This is a genomic window from Pedobacter hiemivivus (assembly GCF_004331685.1).
GTDB lineage: Bacteria > Bacteroidota > Bacteroidia > Sphingobacteriales > Sphingobacteriaceae > Pedobacter > Pedobacter hiemivivus.
Window position 1 is genome coordinate 136,458 of sequence record NZ_SJSM01000010.1, and the last position, 24,637, is coordinate 161,094.

Consider the following 24,637-nt stretch of genomic DNA (forward strand, 5'->3'; position numbering starts at 1 on the left):
CAAAATGGGCATTAAAATAAACTTACACTCAGTTATTACGGGTACCGGAAGCTATATTCCACAAAATGTTATCTCAGGAAATGCCTTTTTAAACGCTACTTTCTACGACAATGGCGTTAAACTTGAGAAAGAAAACAGTGAAATAATCAGCAAATTTTCAGAAATTACAGAAATTAATGAGCGCCGTTACATTGATGACAATCAAGTGAGCAGCAACATTGCAACAATTGCAGCTCAAAGGGCAATTGACGACGCCAAAATAGATAAAGAAAGCCTTGACCACATCATATTTTGCCACAATTTTGGCGATGTAAAAATTGGCAGTAACCGCATGGATATTCTTCCATCTCTTGCGGCTAAAATCAAACAAGCATTAGAGATAGAAAATCCTGACTGTGTAGCCTACGACCTTATTTTTGGTTGTCCAGGTTGGGTACAAGGAGCGATACAAGCCAATTACCTCATCCAAAGTGGTGATGCCAAACGCGTAATGGTAATTGGTGCGGAAACGCTGTCCAGAATCATTGATGCACATGATCGCGACAGCATGATTTTTGCTGATGGTGCCGCTGCAGTCATTTTCGAAGCTCAGGAGAGCGACGAGCCACTTGGCATTATTGCCCATAAAACACAAACCCATGCCCTTACGCATGGCTCGTTGCTGGTTATGGGAAAAAGCAACAATCCAGATGAAAAAAGCGACAATGCTTACCTAAAAATGAACGGCCGTAAGCTATACGAGTTTGCGGTTATAAACGTGCCTCAGGTCGTAAAAATGGCTATAGATAAAGCAGGAATAAGCATTCAGGACATCAAGACCGTTTTTATTCACCAGGCCAACGGGAAAATGGATACCGCCATTATGAAACGCGTCTTTAAGTTGTATGATGTAGATACAGTTCCAGAAAACCTGGTTCCAATGACTATTTCATGGCTTGGAAACAGCTCTGTAGCCACCATACCAACCTTACTTGACCTGGTACGAAAAGGCCTGGTTGAGGGATATAAAGTTAATAAAGGCGAGTACGCCCTATTCACTTCTGTAGGTGCAGGCATGCATATTAACGCTTTCGTTTACCGATTCTAAGAGGGTTAATACGGTCGTCATCCTGAATTTATTTCAGGATCCCGCACCTGTTATTCAAAAACATGCTCAAGAGTGGTCCTGAAATAAATTCAGGATGACGACGCGCATAAAAAAGCCTGAATCATAATTTATGATCCAGGCTCTTTTTTGTACGTTATCGCTTTTTAAACTGGCGCTACTTCTTGAGTAAGTGCTTCGTCTACTAAAATTCTTCCGCAATGCTCGCAAACGATAATTTTCTTACGTTGACGAATATCCAACTGACGTTGAGGTGGAATCTGGTTGAAACATCCTGAACATGAATCACGGTCAATTGTTACTACCGCTAAGCCATTATTAGCATTTCCTCTTAATCTGTTATAAGCAATCAAAAGACGCTCATCGATTAAAGTTTCAGCTTTTTCTGCTTTCTTTACCAATCCTTGCTCATCTTTTTCCGTTTCAGCAGTAATCGTTTCCAACTCTCCTTTTTTAATCTCAAGATCCTTTTTTCTTGATTCTAAATCAGCAAGCGCTTTATCATAAATCTCAGTTTTTTGATTTATATCGAATCCGAATTCTCTGATCTTCTTCTCACAAACCTGAATCTCAAGCGTTTGTATTTCAACCTCTTTTGTCAAGGCATCATACTCACGGTTGTTTTTAACATCCTTTAATTGAGTTTCATATTTTTTGATCAGGTTTTGAGCATCCTTGATCATATTTTTACGCGTTACAATGGCATCTTCAGTATCATCCAATTCGCCTTTGAATTTTTGTATACGTGTTTCCAGACCTGCAACGTCATCTTCTAAATCGGCAACTTCCATTGGTAATTCACCACGGATCTGACGTATTTTATCAATTTGAGTATGCAGGGTTTGTAATTCGTATAAAGCTTTTAGCTTTTGCTCTACAGTTTGTTCCATTAAATGAAATAATTTATGGGGTTTGTGTTATGCTCCGTTAAACGGATTGCAAAGTTAGGAAATTTTTCTTGAATAATATCTATCAACAAATCAGATGTAAATTGTTCACTTTCAAAGTGTCCGATATCAGCGATTACTATTTTTTCATCTGCATCAAAAAACTCGTGGTATTTAAAATCTGCCGTCACAAAAGCATCCGCTCCTGCGGCAATGGCTTCTTTCAGCAAAAAGCTTCCAGAACCACCACAAACAGCCACTTTCCTGATCTTTTTAGGTAACAAACGGGTATGTCTAATCACCGTTGCGTCCATATTGTGTTTTACCAGTCTCAAAAATTCAGCCCCTTCCAGCGCCTCTTCCAGCCAACCGATCATCCCGGCACCAACTGTTCCCAGTTTATTATCCAGCGAATAAATATCGTAAGCTACCTCTTCATAAGGATGATTTTCTAATAGTGCCAGCAATACTTTTCGTTCATCCTGAACCTTAAAAATAGTCTCCAGCCTAATCTCTCGCTCCTGATGTAATACTCCAGGTTCACCCACAAAAGGATTCGTATCCTCATCTCCTTTAAAAGTCCCGTACCCTTCCGTATTAAAGCTGCATTCGCTATAATTAGAAATCTCGCCTGCGCCTGCAGCAAATAGTGCTTCTCTAACCTCGTCCGCGTGTGTAACCGGACAAAAAGTAACCAATTTCTTTAAAAGGGATCCTTTAGGACTGAGTATTTTAGTGTTTTTTAAACCTAGTCTATTGCAAATTACTCCATTTACCCCATGCTGTACGTGATCCAGATTGGTATGTATAGCATACAAAGCAATGTTGTTCCTAATGGCTTTCAGCACTACACGTTCCACATAAGTTTTACCCGTAATCTTTTTCATACCCTTAAAAACAATCGGATGGTGGGTAATAATCAGGTTGCAATTGTGCAAAATTGCCTCATCTACCACACTTTCAATACAATCTAAAGCAACCAGAGCGCCCCGGATCTCCTCATTCGGATCCCCAACTATCAAGCCCGAATTGTCATAATCCTCCTGGTAATTTAAAGGCGCAAATGCCTCCAGATGCTTTATTAAAACCGACAATCTCATATTCATTAAATATTACGATAGATTTTAATTATTGAATATTCCCCATTTTTACCATTTGCAGGCTTTCGAAAACCATCCGTTGGTTATACTCGTAGGCAAGATTCTTATGGTTAACCAGGTCAATGATCGTACCAATAAAGCACAAACCGATCGTAAAAAAGTACAATACCCCCATACCGATTTGGTTTACCAAAAAACGAGGTAATCCTGGTACAAAAAATCCAAGGATACAATACAAAATCATATCATCAGGATTTCTTCTTTTACTACCGTAAATCATTAAAAACCCTCTTAACTGTTGTTCGCTAAATCCGGTAGTTGCACTTTGCAAATACGAATATTCCTGCGGCGTAATGCCCGGCAGCGACATAAATGGTGAATCAAACATATCTTTCTTCCTTATATTTTAAGTTCAATACTTTCTTGTTTTTCAAATTCAATCTAATCAAAGTCACGATCCTGCTGCACAAAATCAGCAATGCAGGCAATCCAAACCAATGTTGCTTAAAGCTTTCCTCAAAATTGCCCTGCAACAAATGCGCTATAGACCTTCCTATCCCACATCCAGGACACCAGGTGAAGCCCATATTCGCCAAGGGACACAATGTAAAATGAGGCCCCGTACCGTGGTCATGTATATCAGCAGTAGCCAACAATAGCAAAGCTGTTATCCAAAAGATCAATTCAAAAGGTAAACGTTTTACTATTTTCATCTTACAAAAACATCAATTTGTTAAAGATATACACTTCCCCTTAAAACAAGCCTTAAAACCATCGGATGTGTATAAATTATCCCAGCCTCCAGATTCCCGACACCGCCATTTCTCTCCTTCTTTTCGACCTTTCTAGCTTTAGATCAATCGGTTGAAATTTTGTTACATTTAAAGCCCGCCATAAACATTACATTTGTGATGTGAACATTCGCGACCTGATCAACAGATACAAAACAGATGAGCGTATTGTAGCATTGGCAAAGGCCCTTAACGCGGGCAAAGGCACCAAACTTCAGCTTAAAGGCTTGGTGGGTTCTGCCGATGCAACAATTGCAGTGGCTACTTATTTTTTATTACATAAGCCCCAATTATTTATACTTCCAGACCGGGAAGAAGCCTCGTATTTCCTTGCGGATTTGGAAAGCATACTCGATATAGAGGTATTACTTTTCCCCTCTTCTTTCCGCAAAGCATTCGATTTTACCCAGGTTGATACGGCCAATGTATTGGCCCGCGCAGAGGTTTTAAATGAGTTAAATCATCACTCAGAATACGGAAAGATTGTCGTTTCTTATCCCGAAGCCATCGCCGAAAAGGTAATTGACCGCGCAGTACTCGAAAAAAATACGCTCGAAATTAGCTTAAATGCCAAATTAGGTATTGATTTCATCAACGAGTTTCTATTCGATTATGATTTTAATAGAACGGATTTTGTATACGAACCGGGACAGTTTTCTATCCGAGGTGGTATTGTAGATATCTTCTCCTTTTCCCATGATCTCCCTTACCGTATAGAGTTCTTTGGTGATATTGTAGAAAGCATCCGTACATTTGAAATAGAAAGTCAGCTTTCTGTTGAGGACGTAAAAACGCTCACGATCATCCCTAATGTGCAGTCTAAATACCTCACAGAAAACAACATCAGCATACTGGATTATATAGAAAAAGATACCCAGTTATGGTTTAAGGATGTCGAGTTCACTTTAGATGTCGTTAAAAGCGGGCATAAAAAAGCCGTTGAACTTTGGAAAGCGCTTCCTGCAAAAGAAAAGCAGGAAAATGCGGACTGGATAGATCCCAAATTCTCTTTTACAGATGAGAAAATGATGGCAGATATGTTCCAGGATTTCGCCTTGATTGAATTTGGTAAGCAGTTTTTCTATAAAACCGAGCATGTTTTTCAATTCGAAACCAAACCACAACCTTCCTTTAACAAAGATTTCAATTTACTGATTCATAACCTTAAAGAGAACGAAAAGCAAGGCCTGCATAACTTTATATTTAGCTCATCGACCAAACAAACAGAGCGGCTATACGCCATATTGGACGATATTGATAAAACAGCCAAGTTTACTCCGATAAACATACCGCTTAGAGAAGGCTTTATTGATGGCCAGCAAAAGCTTGCTTTTTATACAGACCACCAAATATTCGATCGTTTTTACAAATACAAGCTTAAAAGAGGCTATCAGCGTAGTCAGGCTATTACCCTAAAAGAGCTGAGAGACCTTAAGCCTGGCGATTTTGTAACCCATATAGACCACGGTATAGGCAAATATGCCGGTCTGGAAAAGGTAGAAGTAAACGGTAAAACTCAGGAAATGATCCGGCTTGTTTATGCTGATAATGACCTGTTGTATGTAAATATCAACTCCTTAAACCGCATTGCAAAATACAGCGGCAAGGATGGCACAGCGCCAAAAATGAATAAACTAGGCACAGAAGCCTGGGATAAGCTTAAAAAGAACACTAAAAAAAAAGTTAAAGACATTGCCCGCGATCTGATTAAGCTATATGCACTAAGAAAATCGCAGGTAGGAACCGCCTTTAGTCCGGATGGATACCTCGAAACCGAGCTGGAAGCTTCATTTATTTATGAAGATACCCCAGATCAGGAAAAAGCAACCAGCGATGTAAAAAAGGATATGGAAGCTCCACATCCTATGGATAGGCTAGTGTGTGGTGATGTAGGCTTTGGCAAAACAGAAATTGCTATCAGAGCTGCCTTTAAAGCCGTTGCAAACGGCAAACAGGCAGCAGTGTTAGTGCCAACTACTATTTTGGCCCTACAACACTTTAAAACCTTTTCAGCACGTTTAAAAGATTTCCCTTGTACAGTCGATTATATCAACCGTTTTAAAACCAACAAACAAATTAAAGAAACCCTGGCCAAACTTGCCGAAGGGAAGGTTGATATCGTAATCGGCACACACCGCTTACTGAGCAAAGATGTAAAGTTCAAAGATCTGGGCATCATGATTATTGATGAGGAGCAGAAATTTGGTGTAACCTCCAAAGAAAAGTTAAGGGCTCTAAGGGTAAATGTAGACACACTAACCCTTACTGCAACGCCAATACCACGTACTTTACATTTCTCTTTGATGGGTGCACGCGATTTGTCCATCATGAGCACACCACCACCGAACAGGCAGGCTGTAAATACTGAACTGCATGTTTTTAATGATAAACTGATCCAGGAATCTATACAATTTGAATTAGACAGGGGCGGGCAGGTATTCTTTATCCATAACCGTGTTAACGATCTGCCACAATTAGGCGGATTAATTAAAACCCTGGTGCCAAAAGCACGTATCGGTATTGCGCACGGTCAGTTAGACGGTGATCAGCTAGAAGATGTAATGCTTGATTTCATCAATGGAGAAAAGGATGTATTAGTAGCCACAACCATTATTGAGGCCGGTTTGGACATTCCAAATGCCAATACCATCATCATCAACCACGCCCATATGTTTGGTCTAAGCGATTTGCATCAAATGCGGGGCAGGGTCGGCCGATCTAACAAAAAAGCCTTCTGCTATTTGTTAAGTCCACCATTGTCAACCCTTACTTCCGAAGCGCGCAAACGCCTTAGCGCCATTGAAGAGTTTTCAGACCTTGGGAGCGGTTTTAATATTGCAATGAGGGATTTAGATATCCGAGGGAGTGGAAACCTCTTAGGGGCAGAGCAAAGTGGCTTTATTGCCGAAATAGGTTTCGAAATGTACCACAAAATTTTGGATGAAGCCATTCAGGAGCTAAAATCCGATGAGTTTAAAGATCTCTTTAAAGATGAACCTTTACGCCCATTTGTGAATTATACCCAGGTGGACACCGACCTGGAGCTTTATATTCCTGATGATTATGTAACCAATATCACCGAGAGATATAACCTGTATACAGAGCTTTCTAAGATCGAAAACGAAACTCAGTTAAAAGCCTTTGAACTTTCCTTAAAAGATCGTTTTGGCCCCGTTCCTGAGCCTGTAAATACCATGTTAAGTGTATTAAGGTTACAATGGGTAGCCAAAAAACTCGCTTTTGAAAAGCTAAGCTTTAAAAAGGGAGTTTTACGCGGTTATTTCATTATCGACAAACAATCGGCATTTTTTGATTCCATAATGTTCAATAAAATATTGCATTTTGCACAAATCCACCCGCGTTTATGCAACCTTAAAGAGGTTAAAGATTCGTTGCGCATTGCCTTTGACAATCTGAAAACCGTTGATGAAGCCGTTGAAATGCTTCAAATGGTAGTCAACTAAATCCATTAAAATGAACCCACAGTTATTACAAGACCTGGTTACGATGCAAATGCCTTTCGGCAAATATAAAGGTCGAATTATATGTGATTTACCCGAATCCTACCTGGTCTGGTTTCATCAGGAAGGATTTCCACCAGGTAAACTTGGCGAAATGATTGCCACACTTTACGAAATCAAATTAAATGGACTGGAATACTTATTAGAGCCTTTAAAGAAAAAGAAGTACTAATTAAGGATCAAATACAGATAGGTATAAACTACGGGAGCAGCAATCAAAAGTCCGTCAAAACGATCTAAAAAGCCTCCATGACCTGGTAATATGTTTCCTGAGTCTTTTACATTAAGGCTTCGTTTAAGCATGGATTCTACCAGATCTCCTAATGTCCCAAAGCCAACGATCAAAACGGCCATTCCACCAAATACCAATGGATTGATTTCCGTAAAGAATAAAGATATCACATAAGAAACCACCACACTGGTAAACACACCTCCTAAAAAGCCTTCCCATGATTTTTTAGGTGAATGACGTTCAAATAACCTTGTTTTACCAAACTTAACACCAAAAAGATACTGACCAGTATCACTGGCCCAAAGCATCAATAAAAAGGATAGGGGTAAGTGAAAATTGTATTCAGCCTGATTTTGTATAAATCCTAAGGAATAAAAAAAGCAAAAAGGCACTGTAACGTAAACAAAGCCTACAAATGTGTACGAAATATTAGAAAAAGGTATCTTTTCCTTTTTATACAATTCGCTGATAAACACAGAGAAAATCAACGGCACAATCAGCAACATAAACTTAGTTTCGAACTGTAACAGGTGATAGCCCGCAGTCATTAGAAATATCAATGCTGCAGCAAACAATGCAATGTTTCTATGCGGTCTGATACCTGCAGTTTTAATCATATTAAAGAATTCCAGCAAGGCAGCCAGACTCAAAATCAGATAGAAAAAAGTAAAAGTATAGCCCCCTAAAAAGATGGAGCCCAGCATCACTATAGTAAAGAAAAAAGCAGTTATTGCCCTCGTTTTCATTCTGTTTTATTTTTAAAGTATCGGAATAGTAAAAAAGTTAATATTGCACTAATCACATAGCCATACCAGGCTATATCCATTGTTTTATCAGCTTCGGACAAAGGTATATTGTTTTTTTGCATATACCATGCAGCACACACCGCATATGCATTATTTATAAAATGACCAATTATCGCATACCACAAACTACCACTCCAAAAATAAAGATATCCAAAGGCCGCGCCTAGGAGCAATCGCGGCAAAAACCCGTAAAACTGCATATGGATCGCACTGAATATAAAGGCAGCAAACCAAATGGCAACATGCGGATTGTTATACAGACGACTTAACGAACGCTGTAGTCCTCCTCTAAATAAAAGTTCCTCTGCAATAGCAGGCAACAATGCAATCATACCGATGTTAAGGAAAAACACACCAATATTATCCATTTTTAAGAGTGCTTTGGTTGTTTCCATCCCTTGATCCTCCGCTTCCTTCATCCATTTTTCTATCCCTTTAAAAGCTTCTGGTAATACCATTTTCTGGTTAATTTGAGTTACCCATTCCAAAACGGGCATCGCACAAATCATGATCAGCAAAACGATAAAAAGCAATTCGCCCTTTGGTCTTTTAAAACCATAAAATACATCCAGCTTTTTTCCCTCTGTCTTAGCTAATAAAAGTGCTGGAACTACAAAAAGACCAATTTGTTGAGCTGTTAATAACATTCTTTGAGCAGGTAGATAATAGGGGTTATTGCCAGTCATCCAACTCATATCTCTTAAAATACCACCACCATACTGAAAATAGATTAGTGCAAGTGCTACAAATGATACTCCTGCCAAGCCAACAATGGCATAAAAAACAAGCATTAGTATCTGTATAAAAGGGTTATTCTCTTCCCTTATTTTTTGTATGGAGTTCATTATTTGTAATATTTGTACCTTTGCTGCGTTAATTTTGGCTTGAAGATAGAGAAATGTCGGTAAAGATAGGAAATATTGATCTGGGAGAATTCCCTTTATTGCTTGCTCCGATGGAAGATGTAAGCGATCCGCCTTTCCGTTTTGTATGTAAACAAAGCGGCGTGGATATGATGTACACCGAATTTATATCCTCAGAAGGGCTAATTAGGGATGCAGCAAAAAGCAGGGCCAAGCTCGATATTTTCGAATATGAAAGACCAATTGGTATTCAAATATTTGGTAGCGAGATTGATCATATGCGTGAGGCAACTGAGATTGCTACGCTTGCCGGACCTGATTTAATGGACATCAATTACGGCTGTCCGGTTAAACAAGTAGCCTGTAAAGGGGCCGGTTCTGCATTATTACAAGATATTGACAAAATGGTAAAAATGACAGAAGCTGTCGTTAAAGCCACCCATTTACCTGTAACTGTTAAAACCAGGTTAGGTTGGGATGATACTACTAAAAATGTGGAAGAAGTTGCCGAGCGTTTACAGGATATTGGCATTCAAGCATTAACCATTCATGGTCGTACCAGAGCACAATTGTACAAAGGACAGGCAGATTGGACATTAATCAGGGAGATTAAACGTAATCCAAGAATTAAGATTCCTATTTTTGGCAATGGAGATGTAGATAGCATTAAAAAAGCAGTAGACTGGCGCCTTGAATATGAGGTTGATGGCATTATGATCGGTAGAGCTGCCATTGGTTATCCTTGGATATTCAGGGAAATAAGGCACTTCTTTAATACCGGCGAAATTTTAGCCGGACCAACAATTGAAGAACGTGTTGCGGTATGTAGAACGCATTTTGAAAAATCAATTGCCTGGAAAGGACCAAGGGTTGGTATTTTTGAAATGAGAAGACATTATGCAAACTATTTTAAAGGAATACCCGACTTTAAAGCCTATAGAATGCAATTGGTAAAAGAAGAAAATATAGATACTATTCATAGTATTTTAGACGAAATAGCAGATAAATATCAACATGTTTTCACTAATGGTGAAATGGCCTGATTTTTGAAAACTATTTATTAAATGATAAGTTAAAATGGTTACTGCTATTACATTAGGCGTTAAGATTTCGGTAGAAACAACTTACCAGGAAGAACATTCAAATCCTGCAAGTGGACATTTTATGTTCGCATATAGAATCACTATAGAGAATTTAACAGATTACGCCGTTCAGCTAAAAAGAAGACAATGGTTTATTTTCGACTCTAATGGCTCACAAAGAGACGTTGAAGGCGAAGGTGTGGTAGGAGAGCAGCCAGTAATTGAGCCTGGTCAAAGACATTCCTATGTATCTGCTTGTAACTTAAATACCGATATGGGTAGTATGAGTGGCAATTACCTGATGCACAGGGAAGCCGATAACTCCGATTTTATTGTAGATATTCCAAAATTTGAACTGATTGTTCCTTATCGCTTAAACTAAACTATTTATTTCTACCGAATAGGACAGAGGCGTAGTAAAACAGATTTGCCAACGAACCTAAAGCCGCTACTACATAAGTCATAGCTGCCCACCAAAGAGCATCTTTAACTTGGCTATGTTCTTCAGTCGTGTACAATACTTCTTTATTGTTTTTTAACCACAATAGCGCCCTTTTACTGGCATCAAATTCCACAGGGAGGGTAACAATGCTAAATACAGTAATTAAGGACAAGCCCGCAACGCCTATACCCAATACAATAGGGTTAAAAGTAAAAGCAATTAACAAAACACCTATAATAAGTACCCATTGCATCAAGTTTGAGGTAATGCTAACCACCGGTACCATATCAGACCTCAGTTTTAACCAATGATAAGATCTGGCGTGTTGTACAGCATGGCCACATTCGTGCGCAGCTACGGCAGCAGCAGCAACACTCCGTCCATAATAAACATCTGTACTTAAATTTACGGTCTTATCTTCAGGATTGTAATGATCGGATAAAGCTTTATCCGTACTCATCACCTTTACATCAAATATTCCATTATCGTGCAACATTTTCTCTGCCACTTCCTTTCCCGAAAACTCTGAATTTAACTGCATTTCGGCATATTTTGAAAACCTGTTTCTAAATCGCCACTGCACAAACATGCTAACTATCAGTATCGGAATTATCAAAATAATATAACTTCCCATTTTATATAATGAATGTTTCCCTTAGCTATTAAACAAAAAGTGTTCCCATTTTATTTAAATGAAGATTTAAATCATTTTTACGCAGACAATTAGCATTGTTTTAACAATCAGGGGCTATATTTTTTTTACGAATAAAATGGCTTTAAACGTCCTATATGTAACTATCCAAAAAATTAGTAGTAAATAAACATCATTTGTTAATGCCATAGATTTTAATCATTTTTGATAAAAATATTAGTATGGAAGCCTTTCTAATCCCCTTATTGATCATAATTTTAGTACTGCTTATCATTCTGTTTTTTAAAAAACCAGCGACTCAGGAAAATTCTGCAGCCTTGCTCGAATTAAAAGAGCAGGAAAATTTAAAAGCCATAAACTGGCTAAAAGAAGAAAAGCAAAAACTGGAAGATGAACTGAATGACCTGCGTTCTATTTTTATGACTGAACGGAGCAAAGTCATTAAAGCCGAAGAAAATTTATTGGCGCAGCAACAGAAACAATCTGAGCAGGAAAAATATATAGCTGAATTGCAATTGCGCTTTAAATTGGAATTTGAAAATATAGCCAATAAAGTACTGGAAGAAAAAACAGAAAAATTTACACTACAAAATAAAGCCAACCTCGATATTATTCTAAATCCATTAAAAGAAAATATTAAAGCATTTGAAGACAAAGTTGACAAAGTTTATAAAGCTGAATCCGATGAGCGAAATATTCTAAAAGGAGTGATCTCGCAACTAATGGATCAGAGTAAACAAATTCAGGAAGATGCCAATAATTTAACCCGGGCACTTAAAGGCGATAACAAGAAACAAGGGAACTGGGGAGAAGTTATACTTGAACGGGTTTTAGAACGCTCAGGTTTAGTAAAGGATAGAGAGTACCGGATACAAACCAGTTTAAGCTCATCTGAAGGCTCCAGGATGCAACCGGATGTTATAATTGACCTTCCGGACGATAAACATATAGTAATCGATTCTAAGGTCTCTTTAATCGCTTATGAACGATTGGTTACTGCAGATACGGATGAAGATAGAGAAACAGAGCTTAAACAGCATTTAAATTCTATCAAAGCACACATCCAGGGCTTATCTTCAAAAAATTACCACGAGCTGTATCAAATCAACTCACCCGATTTTGTATTGCTCTTCATTCCTATCGAATCTTCTTTCGGAATTGCCGTTCAAAAAGATGCCGAATTGTTTAATTATGCTTGGGATAGAAAAGTAGTCATTGTAAGCCCTTCAACCTTACTAGCCACTTTACGTACCATTGCCAGTATTTGGAAACAAGAAAGACAAAACAGAAATGTATTGGAAATTGCTCGTTTAAGCGGCAGTATGTATGATAAGTTTGTTGGTTTCTTAGCAGATATGGAAGGTATTGGTCGCAACATAAAGCTCAGCCAGGACGCTTATGATAAAGCACTTAACAAGTTATCCACAGGCTCAGGAAACCTTTCAAACACCTCAGAAAAGATCAAAAAATTAGGTGCCAAAGCCACAAAGCAGATTGACACCAAATTTTTAGATCCTATTTTGTCTTCAGACGAAGAATTATAATTTAAAGGCATTCCAGCCCTGTGCTTTCAATTCGTGCACTACATTAGATTTCGAAATCATCTTACATCCAGCGTTTTTCTCTGTGATGTGACCAATGATACTGATGTCTACATCATGCTTTAATTTTTCGTAATCAGCTTGTTTAATGGTAAATAGCAATTCATAATCTTCACCACCATTTAAAGCACAAACCGTTGGATCAAGTCCTAATTCTCTCGCAGTTTGATAAGTCATAGGGTCAATAGGGAACTTTTCCTCGTACAAAGTAACACCCTTATCAGATTGCTGACAGATGTGTAAAACCTCTGAAGCCAAACCATCCGAAACATCAATCATTGAAGTAGGAACAATATTCATCTGCGCTAGCAAATCAACAATATCTCTACGACCTTCAGGCTTTAACTGACGCTCAATAATATAGTCTTTACCCTCCAGATCAGGCTGAATATTAGGGTTTTCTAAAAATATCTGCTTTTCTCTTTCTAGTATTTGTAAGCCTACATAAGCACCACCCAAATCGCCAGAAACACACAAAAGATCACCTTCTTGCGCACCATTTCTATAACAAACAGTTCCTTTTTCGGCATGTCCAATACTGGTTACACTGATCACTAAACCTTGTTTGCTCGACGAAGTATCGCCGCCAATCAAATCAATATTAAATTTGTCGCAAGCCAGATGAATACCCTTATAAATTTCTTCAACAGCCTCTAGCGGAAATTTGCTCGACAAGCCAATGGAAACAGTAATCTGAGTGGCTATACCATTCATAGCATAAATGTCGCTTAGATTAACTTGCACAGCCTTGTAGCCTAAATGCATCAAGGGTACATAAGCCAAATCAAAATGGATGCCTTCCAGCAACAAATCTGTAGAAATTAAAACTTCCTTATTTTCAAAGTTTAAAACTGCCGCATCATCACCAATACCTTTGATACTGCTTTGATGCTGTACCTTAAAATTATCTGTCAGGTGCTTAATCAGTCCGAATTCACCCAATTCAGCAAGTTCCGTACGCTCTTTATTTTCAAACATTATCTTATTCTTTTACAGTTAATTAACATAGTTACTAACATTCGTTTTTACAAAATTAAACCTATCGTCATCCTGAATTTATTTCAGAACCTCGCAGCAGCAGGGCTTCTTTTCGATTCAGGACGAACTATAACCCTAATTTTGCTGAAATTTCCAGCATTCTTTCAATTGGTTTACGAGCCCTATCAATGATATCTGCAGGTACAGTTACCTCTGGTAAACCATTTTTTAAGCACAAATACAGCTTTTCAAGTGTATTTCTTTTCATATATGGGCAATCATTACACGCACAATTGTTATTTGGAGGTGCCGGAATGAAGGTTTTGCCTGGACTAGCTTTCTCCATTTGATGGATGATTCCACTTTCTGTAGCTACAATGAATTCTAAGGCGTCGGAATTGATAGAATATTTCAATAATCCAGTCGTAGAACCAATGTAATCAGCCATTTGCAACACAGATTCTTCACATTCAGGATGCGCAATAAATTTTGCCTTAGGATGACGTTCTTTCAGCTTAGTAATTTTTTCTCTAGAGAAAATTTCATGCACCATACATGCTCCATTCCACAGAACAAGCTCTCTACCAGTCTTTTTGGCTACCCAAGCCCCTAAATTTTTGTCTGGACCAAAAATAATTTTCTGATCTTTCGGCAAACTCTCTACAATTTGAACCGCATTCGTTGATGTACAAACAATATCACTCAATGCTTTTAATTCAGCTGTACAGTTCACGTATGTAATCACCAGGTGATCTGGATATTTTTCTTTAAATTTCTTAAATAAGTGCGGTGGGCAGCTATCTGCCAGCGAACAACCAGCTTTTAAATCCGGCAACAATACCGTTTTTTCAGGAGATAAAATCTTAGCAGTTTCGGCCATAAAATGGACTCCTGCAAATACAATTACATCAGCTTCCGTTTTGGCCGCTTCCTGCGAAAGACCTAAACTATCTCCAATATAATCAGCAATATCCTGTATATCAGGCTCCTGATAATAGTGAGCTAATACAATTGCATTTTTCTCCTTTTTTAATTTCTCAATTTCTTCAAAGAGGTCCAGTGTTGGATCAATACTTTCCTCAATATATCCTTTTCTGTTTAATTCGGTTAAGGTGTCCATTTTGTCTGCTTATTTTATTCAATTTTTAAATGAGTATCCACAGATTGAATACACTTATCAACTTTTATAGTTTCCATTTTAAAAATTGAAAACTGTTTCTCTTGATTTTGTAAAGGTACGTAGTTTCAACACTTCAATAAATTATAATTATTTTAATATAAATAGATTTCTATTGTTTATTAGTGTGTTGATAACGTTTATAAAAAACTTTTTTTTCTGCGAGTATTTGAGTTATTAATAATTTATCAACATTTATATTGCTTTTTTATTTAAAATATCAGCTGATTTACAGTGATATATTTTTTATGCTTAAATTTTATCAATATAAATATGTGTATTGTTAGTAGGTGTGTAAAAAGTGGATAAACTAGCCAGCTCTGGTTAAAAATAACTCAAAATATTGTGGCAAATTCCCTTTTTAGCTTAGCTTTAAACATTCGAAAATATTTGCTCTGTTTCTATAGACAAGTAATTAACATTAATACCAACGTTGTTAACAACCTGTGTTTAGCTGTACAATTATTGTAAATAAATGGACATTCAGATCAAGTAGTAGAGCTTTATAGTTGCTTTATAATAAATTGGAAAACAATAGCATACAAATGAGAGAAGTAGATTTTTTAGTTATAGGATCAGGAATTGCTGGTTTAAGCTTTGCATTAAAGGCTGCTCAGCACGGTAAAGTATTAATTGTTACAAAATCAAACGAAGACGAGTCAAATACAAAATATGCCCAGGGTGGAGTAGCTGTAGTTGTAGATAAAGATGATTCTTTTGAAAAACATATAGAAGATACACTGATTGCAGGCGATGGACTGTGCGACAAGAAGATAGTAGAGATTGTTGTCAAAGAAGGACCACAAAGAATACAGGAAATTATTGATTATGGGATCAATTTTGATAAAGATAGGACTGGTGTATACGATTTAGCTAAGGAAGGTGGGCACTCAGAACATCGTGTTTTGCATTATAAAGATGTAACAGGCTACGAAATAGAAAGTGTCCTTTTAAGGCAAATTCACCAGAATAAGAACATAGAGATATTAACACATTACTTCTGTTTAGAGTTAATTACTCAGCATCATTTAGGGGAACATGTGGATAAGAGCACTGAAGATATCCACTGTTATGGTATATATGCCTTTAATACAGAGCTTAACGATGTGGAGAAGATCTTAGCTAATGTGACTATCATGGCATCCGGTGGTGCCGGACATGTCTATTCGAGTACTACAAACCCTGTAATTGCCACGGGTGATGGAATGGCAATGGTTTATCGTGCTAAGGGAAAAGTGAGGAATATGGAGTTCATTCAGTTCCATCCAACGGCTTTATATAACCCTGGGGAGTATCCTGCATTTCTAATTTCTGAAGCTGTAAGAGGTTTTGGTGGTGTGCTGAGACGCAAAAATGGGGACGAATTTATGTATGAATATGATCAACGTGGTTCATTGGCACCGCGTGATATTGTAGCTCGAGCCATTGATGCAGAGATGAAAAAGTCAGGTGAGGACTTCGTTTATCTGGATATTAGAAATAGAAAAAAGCAAGATATTTTAGCTCATTTTCCTAATATATATGCTAAATGTCTATCTATAGGTATTGATATGACTAAGGATTTAATACCAGTAACACCTGCTGCACATTATATGTGTGGAGGTATTTTGGTAGATGAATATGGTAGATCTTCTATTAAAAACCTATATGCTTGCGGCGAATGTTCTTCAACAGGTTTACATGGTGCCAACAGATTGGCTTCTAATTCACTGTTAGAAGCGCCAGTATTTGCACATAGAATTTATGAAGATGCGATAAAAGCATACAAGAATAGTGTAGTTCCTGCGGATATTCCAGAGTGGGATGCACAAGGTGTAACGCAATCAGATGAAGACATTTTAGTCACACATAATCTACGTGAAACTCAAAAATTAATGAGTGATTATGTAGGTATTGTACGCTCTAATTTTAGATTAGAAAGAGCGATGAGAAGGTTATTTTTACTCCACGAAGAAACGGAAGAATTCTATAAAGCTAATAAAGTTTCTGTAAAACTATGTGAGTTAAGAAACGTTATCCAGGTTGCTTTTTTAGTCATTAAATCGGCTAAAATGAGAAAAGAAAGCAGGGGACTACATTATACAACAGATTATCCAAACCATTCAGTAGAATTAACAGATACTATATTTTAAGCTATGCCAGTAATATTACCAGTGAAAGATAAAGACCCAAAATGGGGAGATAATTGTTTTATAGCACCAAATGCAACTATAGTTGGTGATGTGCTGATGGGGAATAATTGCTCTGTTTGGTTCAATGCCGTGATTAGAGGCGATGTAAACAGCATTACCATTGGTAATGAGACTAATATACAAGATGGAGCTGTGATACACGCTACCTATCTTAAAGCCGCTACAATTATAGGAAATAGGGTATCAATAGGTCATAATGCTATTGTTCATGGTTGCATCCTTAGAGATAATATATTGGTAGGAATGGGCGCTATTGTTATGGATAATGCCCTTGTAGAACCTTATTGTATTATAGCTGCAGGTTCTGTAGTACTAGAAAATACACGTTGCGAAAGTGGATTTATTTATGCGGGAACACCAGCTAAAAAAATAAAGCCCATTACTGACGAGCAACGGGCTTTATTAGATAAGTTGCCGGATAACTATATGATGTATTCCGACTGGTTTAGGTAATTATTCTTTAGGAATAGTTACCGTTTCATTACGTTCCCAATTGGCTCTTATAGAGAGTTCTTTGGGTTCGTTCCATATTTTTTCGGGTTGTAAGCCTAATTTTACATTACCAGTATCCCATTTTCCGTTCTTATTGGTGTCATAGCTTATTCTTAACCAATACTTCCCGGCTCTGTAATTTAAAAACTTAACAGTAGTATCCCTGGTAATAACCAGTGTATTTACTACCCCTTTATTGTCATTTAGGACTTCCAGAATGTAACTTTTCTTAAACTCAGGCGGTACGATTTTAACGATCAATGACCCATAATCATCTTTGCTAGCTAGTTGGAATGTTTTGATAAACTCCTTGTTTTTTGCATTAAAAATAGCTGTGAAAGCACCCGCTTCAAACTTGACTTCATAAGTCTTTTTAGGCTTCCATGTATATCTAAAATAGTAGGAGAGGAGGTCAGTACTGTCTTTAACTAAAGTAAATCCTTTGCGTTCAACAGAGTCTTCCAGCAGACTTATTTTAGTCAGATCGGTGCCTTCAATTGGAAAATTAAAAGTTAATTTTAATGGTTTATTAGGGTTTAACAAAGCGTTATCTAAGTTATCTGTTGCACTAAGTACCCTTGTATAAGTTTCCTTTTTTCCCCTGGTTAAATTGGCTGTTTGAAGTACTTTTCCATTTTCTTTGATGGCTAGTTTAGTCGAATCGAAGGTCAATTCTTTAAGCCAGAGCTTTAATGAATCATTATTTTTACTGAATTTAATTAGCTTTTTTGCATCCAAAGTGGGTGGATCTGTAACCACAACCTCAGGGTTTTTTAGTTTCTGATTGAATGAAAGTGTGATACTACCATCTGTATTTAGCTTTTTATCTATAATTCTAAATTCAGTAGCGTCTTCTTTAAATAGGCTTAGATTAACGTTATCCAAAGGCTTGTTTAATACGATAGAATCTTTGAGAAAACCAATTTCATCGGTTGCCTGCTGGTATACTTTGTCACCATTTTTTTCTTTAAGCGCATAGATTTTATATGTATCTTTTCTTAAGTTATTTAATGAATAATTACCACTGCTATCTGTAGTTGTAAAGATAGAAGGTCTTTTCTTTCCAAAAAGGGTATCTCTCTGCAAGGGAAAAATGAAAACAACGGCATCAAGTTCAGGTAAACCAGTTACAGAATTGGTTACATTTCCCTTTATACTTAAGGAATCCAACTGTGGACCGGTAGAGAATACATACGTAAAGTTCTTAACCACATTGCTCTCATTTACGTCGGCAATAGCCTTACCAAAATTAAGCGTATAAGTTGTATTCTTTTCTAATGTATCCTTTATACTGATTTCTAATTTTTTAGCTTTTACTTTTAGCTCAGGAGGTTTCTCCATTTCTGGCGACACAGAAAATTCCTTGGATTCATTCTGTACTTTAAAATACTCATTAAATTCAATGACAATCTTTGGCGCATTAAAATTAACACTCAGATTTTTAGGTGTCATTTTTAAAATCTTCGGTGGCTCAGTATCTTTTGGCCCTCCTTGGGGCTGTTGAATGCTGGCACAAGCGTAAAATAGGATGCTGATGAAAATAAAAGCAAAAATTTTCGGCAAGTTTTCTATGATTCGATTTTTAACCATTTATAAGCGCTGTGTTTAATTTATATGTGTTTTTAATGAATAACATTAAAGATTTCTAAAAGTGTCTTAAAATACATTTAATAAGGTCGTTTTTAAAGATCTATGGTTGTTTGTTAATTTGTTATGAATCAACAAGTTGGACTCTATTTACTAATATGAACCATTAAAACAGAGATATCGGACGGTGAAACACCCGAAATCCTCGAAGCCTGACCTAAAGTTCTAGGTTTTATCTTCAATAATTTCTCCCGAGCCTCTTTAGATAGAGAAACCAATTGCGAATAATCAAAGTTAGGGTTGATATCTTTGTCCTCCATCTTTTGCATTTTATTTACAATCTCTTGTTCTTTTTCAAAATAGCTTTCATACTTGATCTTGATCTCAGCCTGCTCAATAGTTTCCTTGTCAAATTGGTTTAGCATTTCATTAAAGGTAGTACTAACTTTTCTTACATCTTCTATACCAACCTGAGGTCTGCCCAATAAGCTAACTATTTTTACATTTTGATTTAAAGGACTTGTTCCAAGTTCTTCAAGCATGGCATTGGCACTGCTCATTTCTATACCTTGTTTTTTAGAAAAGGCAACAATGGCATCCGAATTTTCTACCTTCTTATTTACTAGGTCAAGACGTTCATCACTGATGAGTCCAAGCTTGTGACCAATAGGGGAGAGCCTGATATCTGCATTATCCTGACGTAATAATAAGCGGTGTTCAGCTCTTGAAGTAAACATGCGGTAAGGCTCTTCTGTACCTTTTGTAACCAGGTCATCGATTAAAACACCTATATAAGACTCCGAACGTTTCATGATCAGTTCTTCCTTGTTAAATACCTTCTGATGCGCGTTTATTCCGGCTATAAAACCTTGACTAGCAGCCTCTTCGTATCCTGTTGTACCATTAATTTGCCCTGCAAAGTACAGATTACTAACTAACTTGGTTTCGAGGGTTAAAGAAAGTTGAGTAGGTGGAAAATAGTCATATTCTATGGCATATCCCGGTCTAAACATCTTAGCATTTTCGAAGCCTGGGATCTGAGTTAAGGCACGATATTGTACGTCTTCAGGAAGGGAAGTAGAGAATCCATTCACATAGATTTCGCATGTATTCCAGCCCTCTGGTTCAACAAATATCTGGTGTCTTTCACGCTCCGCAAATCGGTTTATTTTGTCTTCAATAGAAGGACAATATCTAGGGCCTAGGCCTTTGATACGACCAGTAAACATCGGCGACTTTTCAAAACCTTCTTTTAAAGTTTCATGAACATTGGCATTGGTATAAGTAATCCAGCAGCATCTTTGTTCTTTAGGAAGTTCTACATTGGTGAACGAAAAACGACCTGGATTTTCGTCTCCCCATTGTTCTTCCATAAGGCTGTAATTTAATGAACGGCCATCCACTCGGGGTGGGGTACCAGTTTTCATCCTGCCAGCTTCAAAACCAAATTCGGTCAATTGCTCTGTCAAACCAGTCGCAGCTTTTTCACCAGTTCTACCTCCGCCAAATTTCTTCTCACCAATATGGATTAAACCATTTAAGAAGGTGCCGTTTGTAAGCACAACAGATTTACCTTTTATCTCTACGCCTATTGAAGTTTTAACTCCAACAACAGTATTGTTTTTTATGATAAGGCTACTCACCATGTCTTGCCAGAAATCTACATTAGGCGTGCGCTCTAATGCTAGTCTCCATTCCTCAGCAAATCTTTTTCTGTCGTTCTGTGCTCTAGGGCTCCACATAGCTGGACCTTTTGAAAGGTTAAGCATGCGAAATTGAAGTGTTGTCTTATCGCTAATTATTCCTGAGTATCCACCCATCGCGTCAATTTCACGAACAATCTGACCTTTCGCAACACCGCCCATTGCAGGGTTGCAACTCATTTGTGCAATGGTCTCCATGTTCATTGTGATCAGTAGAACGGAAGACCCAAGGTTCGCTGCAGCGGCTGCTGCTTCACAACCTGCATGGCCTGCGCCTACAACGATTACATCATATTCTTTAAACATTTCGTCTAGTTATTAGTTAGTGTTTCACGTGGAACGTATGGAGCTTATATTCGATTTTCCGGAAGGGTTCCACGTGAAACGTATGTTTTTTATTTGCTTTTTTTATTTTTATTTAAGGTGCTTTACTTTGTTTTATGCTTTGAAAATTGAGTTTGAATTTTAAATATATTATTCCTTTTAGCTTTAAATAGGGGGGCAGTTATATTTGTTTTTCTGTTTCTAAATCTTCCTTTTTATAAACGATAGCTAAACTTAAATAGTGTTTATTGCTCAGAAAGCGTTAACCAACGTTCTGTTATAACTTCCAGTTCACTGTTTAATTTTTCTATTAATTGTGTTGTATTTTGTAGTTCTTGATAGTTTGTACTATCAATCTTAGAAAGAGATGAAGTCAAATCTGCGATTTCATTTTCAACTTCCGCAATCCTTGATTCTAATTCTTCCAGTTCGCGTTGTTCTTTATAACTCAATTTTTTTGCAGCAGGAGTAGGTGCTGGAGCAGCAACAGTTTGTTTTTGCTTAGGCTCTACTTTTTCCTTTGGTGCATCTAAGCTTAATCTGTATTCAGAATAGTTACCATTGTAAATTGCTACTTCTCCATTGCCTTCCATGATGAATAATTGCTCACTCATTTTATCAAGCAAGTATCTATCGTGAGAAACTAAAATTAAAACACCAGGGAAGTTTTCAAGGAACTCTTCCAGTACATTTAATGTATCAATATCCAAATCATTGGTAGGCTCATCCAGAATTAAGAAATTAGGATTTTGCATCAACACCTTCATCAAGTGCAAACGTTTCTTTTCACCACCACTTAACTTTTCTACCATCCCGTGTTGTTTTTTAGGAGGGAACAAAAACAAGGTTAAAAGTTGAGATGCAGAAATGGTTTGTCCATCGGCCATCTTTATATATTCGGCGTCCGACTTTACAATATCAATTACACGTTCTTTTTCATTGAAGGCTAAACCGCCTTGTTTGTAATATCCATAAACTGTAGTTTCCCCAGTGCCAACTATTCCTTTTTCAGGTTGTAAAAATCCGGTGATAATATTCAGTAGGGTAGATTTACCTGTTCCATTTTTTCCGGCCAAACCAATACGGTCGGCGCGCTTAAATGTGTAGCTAAAATCATTGATGATATTTTTGCCATCAAAGGATTGACCGATATGATCCAGTTCAAGAATTTTACTTCCTTGTCTAGACATTTTCACATTTAAGGTCACTTTTTGATTGTCTGACCTTTGTTTGGTTTTGGCATCTAAATCATAAAAAGCATCTATTCTGGATTGAGATTTTGTGGTACGTGCCGCAGGCATTCTTCTCATCCATTCCAGTTCTTTCTTCAGGAGGTTTTTATTCTTCTGAAAAGTACTTTCATCGGCAGCTTCTCTTTCAAATTTCTTTTCCAGGAAGTAACCATAGTTACCATTGTAGTTATAGATCTTGCCTCTGTCGAGTTCTACAATTGTATTACATACATTATCTAAGAAGTAACGATCGTGCGTAACCAACAGTAACGTTTTATTTCCTGTGGTCAGCAGTTTCTCTAACCATTCGATCGTATCAATATCCAAGTGGTTGGTCGGCTCATCCAATACATAGATCTCCGGATCTTCGATTAAGAGTTTGGCCAGAGCCAGACGCTTCTTCTGTCCACCAGATAGGGTAGAGATCTTTTGTTGCAAATGGGTAATGCCCATTCTGCTCAGGATGGTTTTTATTTCGTGCTCATATTCCCAGGCGTTATGTTCGCTCAGTTCTTCATATAAACGGTTTAATTTCTTTTCATCCGGATTGGGATCCTCAATCAGTTCCTCGTACTCCTTAATCAGCTGTTGCTGTTTATTTTCAAGAGAAAATATAAAGTCGCTAATGGAGTAACCGTCTGTAAATGAGGGTTCTTGGTCTAAGAAACCTATTTTAACGGATTTGTTTTTTACTATTTTTCCTTCCAAAGGAGAAAACCTTTCGGCAAGAAGTTTTAGTAGGGTGCTTTTTCCAGCACCGTTAATACCCACCAACGCTACGCGTTGCCCTGTCTGGATGCCCAGGGTCAAATTTTTAAATAGCCATTCGTCGTGGTAAGCATGGCCTAAGTTTTCGGCTGCAATAAGTGTGCTCAAAGTCTGTGTTTAACGATATTATAGATAAGAAATTACTGCAAAAGTAAGCAATAATTATTTGGTATGTAGCTGGCGCTATTGAATGTACAGTATGAAGAAGGTAAAATAATATCGACATTGAAAAAAATCTGGCAATCTGGAATGTTTCTCCAATGGATTTTTAAACAAATCTGACAAAATGAATCAGAACGCGATTTTTTAGAAGCAGCGATTATGGAAGTGTAAGTTTAGTCGTATACCGAACGTAACAGAAAAGTGACACGTTGACATTCTCTGTTTTTTGTCATCGTTTTTTGGGGTAATTTGGACTGAAAAATGACCTCATTAGGAGGCTGCAGAACGAGAAATAGATACAGGCCCAATACATTTATCATAAAAGCATCAAAGTTTGTTTAAGGGGCTAAAAATAGCTTTAATTGACTCGGATGATTTTTGATGAAAAGGCTGTTTTTTTTCTGATAGAAATCTTGAAAAATCCCTCGATTTTGTTGGTTATTTTCTTTAGGACTATTATATTTCGCCGCGTTGATGCATCCAGGGATTTGACGATCGGATTTTTACGCGTTGAATAGAAGGGATAGGTAGTGATCCTCCTTTTCGGTCATCTTCAACTTTTCTGCTTTACTCTTATCCTTATAACCTAAAAGGTGAAGTGTCCCGTGAATCATAACTCTGGACAATTCATGTTCAACGGTGTGTTTAAATGTTGCTGCATTTTCTTTGATTCGCTCTATGCTGATGAATATATCGCCAAGGATCGTTTTAAGCTCCTCAGAGTTGTCAAAAGTGATCACGTCGGTATAAGTGTCATGATTTAAGTAATCCTGGTTCATATGCAGTAAATACTCGTCAGAGCAAAGGATAAAGTTTAATTCCTGTAACGAATACCCCTCAGCAGCAATAGCAGATTTCAACCAATCTTTTAGGATGGTCTTTTTTTTAAGGTTATAATTGGTGTTTTCGGTAAAAAAATTAATGCTCGGTTTGCCCATCA

General features: G+C 37.4%; 21 protein-coding genes. 8 read left to right on the forward strand and 13 right to left on the reverse strand.

The features are described 5' to 3' along the window. Positions 1–4 precede the first annotated feature (4 nt). Positions 5–1,087 carry a 3-oxoacyl-ACP synthase III family protein gene (locus EZ444_RS16375; protein ID WP_131610224.1) on the forward strand — a complete coding sequence of 361 codons (1,083 nt, stop codon included), beginning with the start codon at positions 5–7 and terminating at the stop codon, positions 1,085–1,087. A gap of 164 nt (positions 1,088–1,251) precedes the next feature. Here the strand turns inward: EZ444_RS16375 and EZ444_RS16380 are convergent, their stop codons facing one another. From EZ444_RS16380 to EZ444_RS16395, 4 genes are read right to left on the reverse strand one after another with little or no spacing between them, the layout of a single operon-like run. Beyond that, positions 1,252–1,995, reverse strand: a complete 744-nt coding sequence (locus EZ444_RS16380) for a zinc ribbon domain-containing protein (protein ID WP_131610225.1) — start codon at positions 1,993–1,995, stop codon at positions 1,252–1,254. Continuing rightward, a complete protein-coding gene (locus EZ444_RS16385; RefSeq protein WP_131610273.1) occupies positions 1,995–3,092 on the reverse strand; it encodes a Nif3-like dinuclear metal center hexameric protein in 1,098 nt (365 codons plus the stop codon). Before EZ444_RS16385 ends, EZ444_RS16380 begins: the two co-directional genes overlap by 1 nt. Positions 3,093–3,120: 28 nt before the next feature. Beyond that, on the reverse strand, positions 3,121–3,480 hold the full coding sequence (locus EZ444_RS16390) for a TM2 domain-containing protein (protein ID WP_131610226.1): 360 nt from the start codon (positions 3,478–3,480) through the stop codon (positions 3,121–3,123). After that, positions 3,473–3,805, reverse strand: coding sequence for a DUF2752 domain-containing protein (locus tag EZ444_RS16395; protein WP_131610227.1), 333 nt, complete (start codon positions 3,803–3,805; stop codon positions 3,473–3,475). The genes EZ444_RS16390 and EZ444_RS16395 overlap by 8 nt, the downstream gene beginning before the upstream one ends. Before the next feature lie 200 nt (positions 3,806–4,005). Here EZ444_RS16395 and mfd point away from each other — a divergent pair, with 200 nt between their 5' ends. Continuing rightward, positions 4,006–7,347, forward strand: a complete 3,342-nt coding sequence (gene mfd, locus EZ444_RS16400; protein ID WP_131610228.1) for a transcription-repair coupling factor — start codon at positions 4,006–4,008, stop codon at positions 7,345–7,347. A 10-nt stretch (positions 7,348–7,357) separates the two neighbouring features. Next, a complete protein-coding gene (locus EZ444_RS16405) occupies positions 7,358–7,576 on the forward strand; it encodes a DUF3820 family protein (protein ID WP_131610229.1) in 219 nt (72 codons plus the stop codon). Here the strand turns inward: EZ444_RS16405 and EZ444_RS16410 are convergent. Together EZ444_RS16410 and EZ444_RS16415 are read right to left on the reverse strand one after the other, a co-directional pair. Beyond that, positions 7,573–8,382, reverse strand: a complete 810-nt coding sequence (locus EZ444_RS16410) for a phosphatidate cytidylyltransferase (protein WP_131610230.1) — start codon at positions 8,380–8,382, stop codon at positions 7,573–7,575. The two genes, EZ444_RS16405 and EZ444_RS16410, sit on opposite strands and share 4 nt — an antisense overlap. Then, positions 8,379–9,287 carry a CPBP family intramembrane glutamic endopeptidase gene (locus EZ444_RS16415; protein ID WP_131610231.1) on the reverse strand — a complete coding sequence of 303 codons (909 nt, stop codon included), beginning with the start codon at positions 9,285–9,287 and terminating at the stop codon, positions 8,379–8,381. The genes EZ444_RS16410 and EZ444_RS16415 overlap by 4 nt, the downstream gene beginning before the upstream one ends. 53 nt (positions 9,288–9,340) lie before the next feature. On the opposite strand from EZ444_RS16415, the gene dusB reads away from it, so the two are divergent. Together dusB and apaG are read left to right on the forward strand one after the other, a co-directional pair. Further along, positions 9,341–10,348: a tRNA dihydrouridine synthase DusB gene (gene dusB / locus EZ444_RS16420; RefSeq protein WP_131610232.1), complete on the forward strand. Its 1,008-nt coding sequence runs from the start codon at positions 9,341–9,343 to the stop codon at positions 10,346–10,348. 34 nt (positions 10,349–10,382) lie between these two features. Next, positions 10,383–10,769: a Co2+/Mg2+ efflux protein ApaG gene (apaG, locus tag EZ444_RS16425; RefSeq protein ID WP_131610233.1), complete on the forward strand. Its 387-nt coding sequence runs from the start codon at positions 10,383–10,385 to the stop codon at positions 10,767–10,769. A 1-nt stretch (position 10,770) separates the two neighbouring features. Here apaG and EZ444_RS16430 read toward each other — a convergent pair whose 3' ends face one another. Beyond that, positions 10,771–11,463: a zinc metallopeptidase gene (locus EZ444_RS16430; RefSeq protein WP_131610234.1), complete on the reverse strand. Its 693-nt coding sequence runs from the start codon at positions 11,461–11,463 to the stop codon at positions 10,771–10,773. A gap of 239 nt (positions 11,464–11,702) precedes the next feature. On the opposite strand from EZ444_RS16430, the gene EZ444_RS16435 reads away from it, so the two are divergent. After that, complete coding sequence (locus EZ444_RS16435; protein ID WP_131610235.1) at positions 11,703–13,025, forward strand: DNA recombination protein RmuC; 1,323 nt, start codon at positions 11,703–11,705, stop codon at positions 13,023–13,025. Here the strand turns inward: EZ444_RS16435 and thiL are convergent. Beyond that, positions 13,020–14,060, reverse strand: coding sequence for a thiamine-phosphate kinase (gene thiL / locus EZ444_RS16440; RefSeq protein ID WP_131610236.1), 1,041 nt, complete (start codon positions 14,058–14,060; stop codon positions 13,020–13,022). The two genes, EZ444_RS16435 and thiL, sit on opposite strands and share 6 nt — an antisense overlap. Positions 14,061–14,187: 127 nt before the next feature. Continuing rightward, positions 14,188–15,180 carry a quinolinate synthase NadA gene (gene nadA, locus EZ444_RS16445; RefSeq protein WP_131610237.1) on the reverse strand — a complete coding sequence of 331 codons (993 nt, stop codon included), beginning with the start codon at positions 15,178–15,180 and terminating at the stop codon, positions 14,188–14,190. 602 nt (positions 15,181–15,782) lie between these two features. On the opposite strand from nadA, the gene nadB reads away from it, so the two are divergent. Both nadB and EZ444_RS16455 read left to right on the forward strand, forming a co-directional pair. Then, the gene (gene nadB, locus EZ444_RS16450; RefSeq protein WP_131610238.1) at positions 15,783–17,369 is read left to right on the forward strand and encodes an L-aspartate oxidase; all 1,587 of its coding nucleotides are present in this window, start codon (positions 15,783–15,785) and stop codon (positions 17,367–17,369) included. 3 nt (positions 17,370–17,372) lie between these two features. Next, positions 17,373–17,882: a gamma carbonic anhydrase family protein gene (locus EZ444_RS16455; RefSeq protein ID WP_131610239.1), complete on the forward strand. Its 510-nt coding sequence runs from the start codon at positions 17,373–17,375 to the stop codon at positions 17,880–17,882. Here EZ444_RS16455 and EZ444_RS16460 read toward each other — a convergent pair whose 3' ends face one another. The 4 genes from EZ444_RS16460 to ybeY all read right to left on the reverse strand — a co-directional run bounded on the left by EZ444_RS16460 (position 17,883) and on the right by ybeY (position 24,635). Beyond that, a complete protein-coding gene (locus EZ444_RS16460) occupies positions 17,883–19,511 on the reverse strand; it encodes an Ig-like domain-containing protein (RefSeq protein ID WP_131610240.1) in 1,629 nt (542 codons plus the stop codon). It lies immediately after the preceding gene. 143 nt (positions 19,512–19,654) lie between these two features. After that, complete coding sequence (gene mnmG / locus EZ444_RS16465; protein ID WP_131610241.1) at positions 19,655–21,517, reverse strand: tRNA uridine-5-carboxymethylaminomethyl(34) synthesis enzyme MnmG; 1,863 nt, start codon at positions 21,515–21,517, stop codon at positions 19,655–19,657. A gap of 263 nt (positions 21,518–21,780) precedes the next feature. Then, positions 21,781–23,643, reverse strand: coding sequence for an ABC-F family ATP-binding cassette domain-containing protein (locus tag EZ444_RS16470; RefSeq protein WP_131610242.1), 1,863 nt, complete (start codon positions 23,641–23,643; stop codon positions 21,781–21,783). A 557-nt stretch (positions 23,644–24,200) separates the two neighbouring features. Then, positions 24,201–24,635 carry an rRNA maturation RNase YbeY gene (gene ybeY, locus EZ444_RS16475; RefSeq protein WP_131610243.1) on the reverse strand — a complete coding sequence of 145 codons (435 nt, stop codon included), beginning with the start codon at positions 24,633–24,635 and terminating at the stop codon, positions 24,201–24,203. Positions 24,636–24,637 lie beyond the last annotated feature (2 nt).

Excerpts from the sequence above, each read along its gene's own strand:
- EZ444_RS16375 (WP_131610224.1), top strand. The coding sequence starts at position 5 with ATGGGCATTAAAATAAACTTACACTCAGTTATTACGGGTACCGGAAGC.
- EZ444_RS16380 (WP_131610225.1), bottom strand. The coding sequence starts at position 1,995 with ATGGAACAAACTGTAGAGCAAAAGCTAAAAGCTTTATACGAATTACAA.
- EZ444_RS16385 (WP_131610273.1), bottom strand. The coding sequence starts at position 3,092 with ATGAGATTGTCGGTTTTAATAAAGCATCTGGAGGCATTTGCGCCTTTA.
- EZ444_RS16390 (WP_131610226.1), bottom strand. The coding sequence starts at position 3,480 with ATGTTTGATTCACCATTTATGTCGCTGCCGGGCATTACGCCGCAGGAA.
- EZ444_RS16395 (WP_131610227.1), bottom strand. The coding sequence starts at position 3,805 with ATGAAAATAGTAAAACGTTTACCTTTTGAATTGATCTTTTGGATAACA.
- EZ444_RS16405 (WP_131610229.1), top strand. The coding sequence starts at position 7,358 with ATGAACCCACAGTTATTACAAGACCTGGTTACGATGCAAATGCCTTTC.
- EZ444_RS16410 (WP_131610230.1), bottom strand. The coding sequence starts at position 8,382 with ATGAAAACGAGGGCAATAACTGCTTTTTTCTTTACTATAGTGATGCTG.
- EZ444_RS16415 (WP_131610231.1), bottom strand. The coding sequence starts at position 9,287 with ATGAACTCCATACAAAAAATAAGGGAAGAGAATAACCCTTTTATACAG.
- dusB (WP_131610232.1), top strand. The coding sequence starts at position 9,341 with ATGTCGGTAAAGATAGGAAATATTGATCTGGGAGAATTCCCTTTATTG.
- apaG (WP_131610233.1), top strand. The coding sequence starts at position 10,383 with ATGGTTACTGCTATTACATTAGGCGTTAAGATTTCGGTAGAAACAACT.
- EZ444_RS16430 (WP_131610234.1), bottom strand. The coding sequence starts at position 11,463 with ATGGGAAGTTATATTATTTTGATAATTCCGATACTGATAGTTAGCATG.
- EZ444_RS16435 (WP_131610235.1), top strand. The coding sequence starts at position 11,703 with ATGGAAGCCTTTCTAATCCCCTTATTGATCATAATTTTAGTACTGCTT.
- thiL (WP_131610236.1), bottom strand. The coding sequence starts at position 14,060 with ATGTTTGAAAATAAAGAGCGTACGGAACTTGCTGAATTGGGTGAATTC.
- nadA (WP_131610237.1), bottom strand. The coding sequence starts at position 15,180 with ATGGACACCTTAACCGAATTAAACAGAAAAGGATATATTGAGGAAAGT.
- nadB (WP_131610238.1), top strand. The coding sequence starts at position 15,783 with ATGAGAGAAGTAGATTTTTTAGTTATAGGATCAGGAATTGCTGGTTTA.
- EZ444_RS16455 (WP_131610239.1), top strand. The coding sequence starts at position 17,373 with ATGCCAGTAATATTACCAGTGAAAGATAAAGACCCAAAATGGGGAGAT.
- EZ444_RS16460 (WP_131610240.1), bottom strand. The coding sequence starts at position 19,511 with ATGGTTAAAAATCGAATCATAGAAAACTTGCCGAAAATTTTTGCTTTT.
- mnmG (WP_131610241.1), bottom strand. The coding sequence starts at position 21,517 with ATGTTTAAAGAATATGATGTAATCGTTGTAGGCGCAGGCCATGCAGGT.
- ybeY (WP_131610243.1), bottom strand. The coding sequence starts at position 24,635 with ATGGGCAAACCGAGCATTAATTTTTTTACCGAAAACACCAATTATAAC.